General features: G+C 28.7%; 5 protein-coding genes. 2 read left to right on the top strand and 3 right to left on the bottom strand.

What is annotated here, in order from left to right; genetic code table 11:
- Nucleotides 1-198: 198 nt before the first annotated feature.
- Nucleotides 199-1,560 carry an Asp-tRNA(Asn)/Glu-tRNA(Gln) amidotransferase subunit GatA gene (gene gatA / locus AVBRAN9331_RS05760; RefSeq protein ID WP_214117706.1) on the bottom strand — a complete coding sequence of 454 codons (1,362 nt, stop codon included), beginning with the start codon at nt 1,558-1,560 and terminating at the stop codon, nt 199-201.
- 94 nt (nt 1,561-1,654) lie between these two features.
- Nucleotides 1,655-4,387, bottom strand: coding sequence for an isoleucine--tRNA ligase (gene ileS, locus AVBRAN9331_RS05765; protein ID WP_336612606.1), 2,733 nt, complete (start codon nt 4,385-4,387; stop codon nt 1,655-1,657).
- Between the two features lie 75 nt (nt 4,388-4,462).
- Between ileS and AVBRAN9331_RS05770 the strand changes: the two genes are divergently transcribed.
- Nucleotides 4,463-5,548, top strand: coding sequence for a CinA family protein (locus tag AVBRAN9331_RS05770; RefSeq protein WP_336612607.1), 1,086 nt, complete (start codon nt 4,463-4,465; stop codon nt 5,546-5,548).
- On the top strand, nt 5,545-6,201 hold the full coding sequence (locus AVBRAN9331_RS05775; RefSeq protein WP_336612608.1) for a uroporphyrinogen-III synthase: 657 nt from the start codon (nt 5,545-5,547) through the stop codon (nt 6,199-6,201). Before AVBRAN9331_RS05770 ends, AVBRAN9331_RS05775 begins: the two co-directional genes overlap by 4 nt.
- Before the next feature lie 24 nt (nt 6,202-6,225).
- Here AVBRAN9331_RS05775 and AVBRAN9331_RS05780 read toward each other — a convergent pair.
- On the bottom strand, nt 6,226-6,335 hold a 110-nt coding region (locus tag AVBRAN9331_RS05780; protein WP_336612609.1), incomplete at its 5' end, for a hypothetical protein.

Raw genomic sequence — 6,335 nt, forward strand, 5'->3', positions numbered from 1 at the left:
TTTCATATCATAGCATTTACTTAAATAAAAATATCAAAAAACTTTATTAATTTACAATTTAACCACTATTTAGATAGTTAATTTACGATAAAAAAAGATAGAAAGTGTAAAAATTACATAATATAAATATTAAGTGAAGTGCTAAAAGTGATTAAAATCTATTTTAAATTCTTAGAATTTAAAATAGAATAGGGTAGGTTATTTAACAGCGTTTTCCAAGCTTAATGCTGCATTTAATAAGTTTTGCTCATCAAATCTTTTTGCTACTAATTGAACGCTCACATTTAAATTATCTTCAGTTTTAGCAACAGGCACGCTAATACCTGCAAGTTTTGCAAGATTAACTGAAATAGTGAAAATATCTTCTAAATAGCTTTCAACAGAACTAGTCTTCGCATCAAATGATTTTGGAAGACTTGGTGCAACAGGCATTAGTATTAAATCATTATCGCTTAAAATTTCATTGTATTTTCTAGTGATAACTTCTCTTACTAATTGAGCTTTTTTATAATATGCGTCAATATAACCACTTGAAAGCACGAATGTTCCTAATAAAATTCTTTTTTGAACTTCAAGCCCAAAACCTTCGCTTCTAGTATTTACATATAACTCGTTTAAATCTTTAAATTCCTTAGCTCTATTGCCATATCTAATCCCATCGTAACGACTTAAATTAGCACTTGCTTCGGCACAAGCTATTATATAATAAGCAGCTACATCGTATTTACTATCAGCAAGGCTAACTTCACTTATGGTATGACCACAAGCTTTTAATTTATCTATAGCTTTATAAGTTTGTGTTTTTATTTCATCAGAGCATGAATCTATATAATTTTTAATAATTGCGATTTTGTATTTTTTATTAGCGTCTAATTTATCAAATGTAGGCACAAATTGAATATCAGCACTAGTGCTATCAAACTCACAATGACCTGCAATGGCATCGTATAAAATACTAGCGTCTTTTACGTTTTGAGTTAATACTCCTATTTGGTCTAAACTACTTGAATAACTAGCAAGTCCATATCTGCTAACTCTTCCATAACTTGGCTTAAAACCTACACAACCACAAAATGCAGCAGGCTGGCGAACACTTCCACCTGTATCGCTTCCTAATGCAGCAAGAGCTATTTTTGCACCTACCGCAGCAGCACTACCACCACTACTTCCACCTGGGACTAAAGCATTATTTAAAGGATTTAGGGTCTTTCCATAAAAGCTTGTTTTTGTAGTATTACCCATAGCAAACTCATCCATATTACATCTTCCAAATGGTGCGAATTTGTGTTTTTTCATATTGCTAATCACACTTGCATCATAAGGTGCATAATATCCTTGCATTATTTTTGAACCATTTGTAATGCTCCAGCCCTTAACTTGAATATTATCTTTAATAGCTACAGGCACTCCTAGATAATCAACATCATCTAAAGGAGTATTGATTAATTGCTCTACATAAGCTCCTAAATGTTTGTTTTCTAATGCTAATTTATTTAGTTCTTTTTTTAATTCTATTAATTCATTATCACTTAATTTTAATGCTTGTTCTAAAGTTATCATTTCTTTCCTTTATTTACTAAAATTACTCCAATAGCACTAATTATAGCTAATACTATAATAGTGCCGACTATTAGCTCTAAGCTAACAGGTTCGCTCATTTTAACACCCTTTCACATCTAGGACATAAGCTTTCTTCGCTTAGGCTTAAGTATTTCCAACATCTAGGGCATTTGCATAGATTTGATTTTATGATTTTGTATGTTTTATTATCAATTTCAAAACTTGCCAAAGCTTCGTTATTATTTAAAGCTTCAATTTTACTTAATGAATAAAAATCAGCTGCTTCTTCATAATTTAATATCACTTCATCATTAGTAGCTAGATTTAGCTCTAATGTGCTTTTGATTATTTTATCTTTTTTCAATATATCAATTTGCTCATAGAATTTAACACGAGTTTTTAATAAATATTCATAATCGTTTTTGCTCGGTGTGATTTTACTAGCAAAATCAAAATCTTCTAAATCAAAAATACTCTTAATATCGCCTAATATAAATTTGTTTGCGTGTTCACAAGCTTCATTTGTAGTATGAGTTAATACAGGTGCTAGTAAAACTAATAATTTTTTAAGTATTAAAGCCATTGCAGTAATTGACGCTGTTCTTTTGCTATCTTCTTTAGCATCACAATACAAGCTATCCTTACAAATATCAAGATAAACACCACTTAAATCAGCACTTAAAAATGTGCAAAGTGCATTCATACCTTTAGCGAAATCATATTCTAAGAATGATTTTTTGTAAAGCTCAAACACATTATTAGCTTTATTTAAAATCATTTTGTCTAAATCACTGAAATTATAATTATAAGCTTTTAAATCGCTAGTATTTGCTAATAAAAATCTTATTGTATTTCTTATTTTTCTATATTGTTCGCTAGTTTGTTTTAATATGCTTTCGCCTAATTTAACATCAGTTGAATAATCACATAATGTTATATAAAGTCTAAAGATTTCTAAGCCATAATTTTTTGCAATTTGTTCTGGTGCTATTACATTGCCTAGACTTTTACTCATTTTTCTACCTTTTTCATCAACGGTAAATCCGTGAGTTAAAACTGCTTTATAAGGTGCTTGTTTGTTTAAAATAACGCTTAATAATAATGAGCTTTGAAACCACCCACGATGTTGGTCGCTTCCTTCTAAATACATATCAGCTTGAGTTGTTTTGATATCGTAATTTCCACTAGCTAAAACAGCGTTAAATGTAGAGCCGCTATCAAACCAAACATCTAAAATATCAGTAACTTTTTCTAATTCATCTGCTTTATATTTTGAATTAGCTGGTAATAAATCTTTAATATCTTTTTGCCACCATACTCTTACGCCTTCTTTTTCAAATATACTTGCAAGGTGTTCGTAAAGTTCAAAATCCATAATCAAATTCCCTGATTTATCATTAAAGAATGCTAAAGGCACACCCCAAGAGCGTTGCCTTGAAATACACCAATCAGGTCTATTGCTAATCATAGTTCCTATTCTATTTCTTCCTGCTTTTGGATAAAAACTCACTTCATCAAGTGATTTTTGAGCTAATTCTCTTAAAGTCATACCATTGTAAAATTCTTTATCCATAGCTATGAAAAATTGTTTAGTAGCTCTATAAATTATTGGTTTATGAGTTCTCCAACAAAATGGATATGAGTGTATAAATTTAGAGCATTTTAAAAGACTTTCGCCCAATAATTCAATAATTACTTCATTTGCTTTAAATACATGCATTCCTAATAATTCAGGTTTATTTGGCACTAATCTTTTGATATTTTCATCATAACAACCATCATCTCCTACAGGCATTTCTACTTCTATGTTGTATCTTAAACAAGCATAATAATCATCTTCTCCGTGTCCTGGTGCAGTATGAACTAAACCACTACCGCCATCCATTAAAACATGCTCTCCTGTTATGAATTGAGATAGATTATTGTTTAAAGGATTTAATGCGTTTGTATTTTCTAAAAAATCTCCTTTAAACTCAAGCACAGGTTTAATATTAAATTCTGCTAAATCTTCTAATCTTTTTTTAGCTACGATAAGACCATTTTCTCCTAAAACATATAGCTCATCTTTATTTAATGCGATTGCTTTATTTGCTGGTAAAGTCCAAGGAGTAGTAGTCCAAATAACAGCTCTTGCATTGTTTAAAACACTATCATTTGCTCCTAAAGATTTAAGTTTTGCTTTTGCATCATCGTTTAGTTTGAATGCTACGAAAATTGAATAATCTTCCTTATCTTCATATTCAACTTCTGCTTCAGCTAAAGCACTTTTAGCAGCCCAACTCCAATAAACTGGCTTACTTCTTTGAATTAATAAACCATTTTTAGCTACTTCTAAAAGAGTTTTATAAATATTTGCTTCAAATTTAAAATCCATAGTCAAATAAGGCTTGTCAAAATCTCCAATTATTCCTAAGTCTTTAAATTCTTTCATTTGAATACCTATGAATTCTTTTGCGTGTTCGGTGCAAGCGTCGTGAATTTCTTTTATACTTGGATTTTTATCTTTTAATTTGATTTCAACTTGTTGTTCAATAGGCAAACCATGGCAATCCCAACCAGGAGTATATGAAATTGAATTATTAGCTAGAAAATATCTAGTTTTATTAATCATATCTTTTAAGATTTTATTTAAAGCATGACCTATGTGTAAATGCCCGTTAGCATAAGGTGGGCCATCGTGTAGGATAAATTTAGGTGCTTTTTTATCTCTTAATTGTGCGTATGCAAATGATGAAAATTTTTCAAAACTTTTTTTCTCGTTTTCATAAAGATTTGCTCTCATCTCAAAAGTAGTATTGGGTAATAATAATGTATCTTTATAATCCATAAATGTGCCTTTAATATTTTTTGATTGTTAAAATGCACTTATTTTGCTATACTTTTTTAAATAAAAGGATAAGAAATGAAACATTTATTAATATATTTTACAAAAGATTTGAGTTTTAATGGTAGTTTTTGTGAATTTGTAGATAGAAGTTTGGCTAAGAAGAATTTGTTTGCTAATACTATCATTAAGCTTAATGATGATGATTCTAAATTAAATACTCTTTTAGAAATAGATGTTAAAAAATATGAATTAGTAACGATAATTGCTGATGAGCATTCTTTTTCTATGATTAATAAAATCCTAGCTACATTAAAAGAATGTGAATTGAGTTTAATTGATGATGAGTTTATAGTAGAAAATCCTAAAGATTATAAGAAAAATTCAGTTTTAATAGATTTAAATGGGGTTATGATTAATATATTAAAAGCTAGTATGTTTTATCTACCTGAAATTTTGCATAATACAAAACTTAGTTATGATTTTTTAATAAGTGATTTGGATTTAGAAAGTGCTGAAATATTATTAAATACTAGCGTAAAGCCTTATGGAGTAAGTCTTAATATTTATTCACTACTTGATAATTTATTATATGTCAAAGTAAATACTAATGAATATTCAGATGAAATAGGGCTTTTAAATTCCGTTAAATCATTATTCCCTAAAAAAGTGATTTTTGCTGATAATTTATACGAGCATATAATCAAAAAATTAAAAGAAAATAACAAAAAATTAAGCTTCGCAGAAAGCTGCACTGGTGGATTATTGGCTAGTAATTTTACTAAAATTAATGGCTCAAGTAGTGTTTATGAAGGTAGTGTTATAACATACTCAAACAAAAGCAAAAAAGCTTGGCTAAATGTAGAAGATATTCATTTAGAAAATCAAGCAGTTTATTCTCAAAATTGTGCTTTAGCAATGGCTACGGGGGTATTGAAATTGACTAAGGCAAATTACGCTATAACTTGCACGGGGGTTTTAGGAGATAGCGATGATTTAGGCGTTAAAAGCGGTGTAGCTTTTATATGTGCTATTAGTGATACAGGCTTGATTTTGCACGAGAGATTAGAATTACTTGGAGATAGGATTTATAAGCAAAATCAATGTGCTTTAGCTTGTGCTTTATTGCTTTGCAAACTTGAAAGAGAAGTGTTTTTTGAATGATTTATGTAGTTGGTTTAAAAAACGAAACAAATATAAAGAGTATTTTTGTAAATGAAATAATTTTTAATGATTTTAGTATTAATGATGATTTTGATGCTTGTATTTTTACTAGCAAAAATGCCGTTAAATCTTGTGTATTAAATAATATTAATCTAAAAAATAAAAAGATTTTTAGTATAGGTTTAGCAACTACGAAATACCTAAATAGTTTAGGCTTAGATGTATTTTATACAGGTAAATCAGCTCACGCAAGTGAATTTAAAAACGAGATATTGCCACTGCTAAATAATTTAAAATGTGTTTATTTTAGGGCTTTAAATATTATAAGTGATTTAGATGAGTTTTTGGATTCAAATAATATTAGCCTAAGGTCTGTAATAGCATATAGTAACGCTAGATTAAATACGCCTTTAGATAAGGATTTAAAGCCTTTTGTAAAGTCAATAAATAATGAAGATATATTGATATTTTTAGCACCATCAGGAGTGCGTGATTATGAATATTTTTTCAAAACTTTTCCAAAAAATATAATAGCAATAGGAAAAAGCACTGAAAATGAATTAAAAAAATATAATGTAAAAAATATCTTTGTTTCAGACTATCCTACTTTACAAGATTGCTTAAACCTAGCTAATAGTTTAAATAAAGTTTAGGAATTTCAATTTGAAATTCCTTTTTTAATCAATCTTTAAAATACTTAAAAATGCTTCTTGTGGTAAAGATACTTTACCTATTGCTTTCATACGCTTTTTACCTTCTTTTTGCTTTTCAAGTAGCTTTCTTTTTC

The organism is Campylobacter sp. RM9331, assembly GCF_020137685.1.
GTDB lineage: Bacteria > Campylobacterota > Campylobacteria > Campylobacterales > Campylobacteraceae > Campylobacter_E.

Bases quoted from the DNA above. Each gene is read 5' to 3' on its own strand.
- gatA (WP_214117706.1), bottom strand. From the start codon at position 1,560: ATGATAACTTTAGAACAAGCATTAAAATTAAGTGATAATGAATTAATA.
- AVBRAN9331_RS05770 (WP_336612607.1), top strand. From the start codon at position 4,463: ATGAAACATTTATTAATATATTTTACAAAAGATTTGAGTTTTAATGGT.
- ileS (WP_336612606.1), bottom strand. From the start codon at position 4,387: ATGGATTATAAAGATACATTATTATTACCCAATACTACTTTTGAGATG.
- AVBRAN9331_RS05775 (WP_336612608.1), top strand. From the start codon at position 5,545: ATGATTTATGTAGTTGGTTTAAAAAACGAAACAAATATAAAGAGTATT.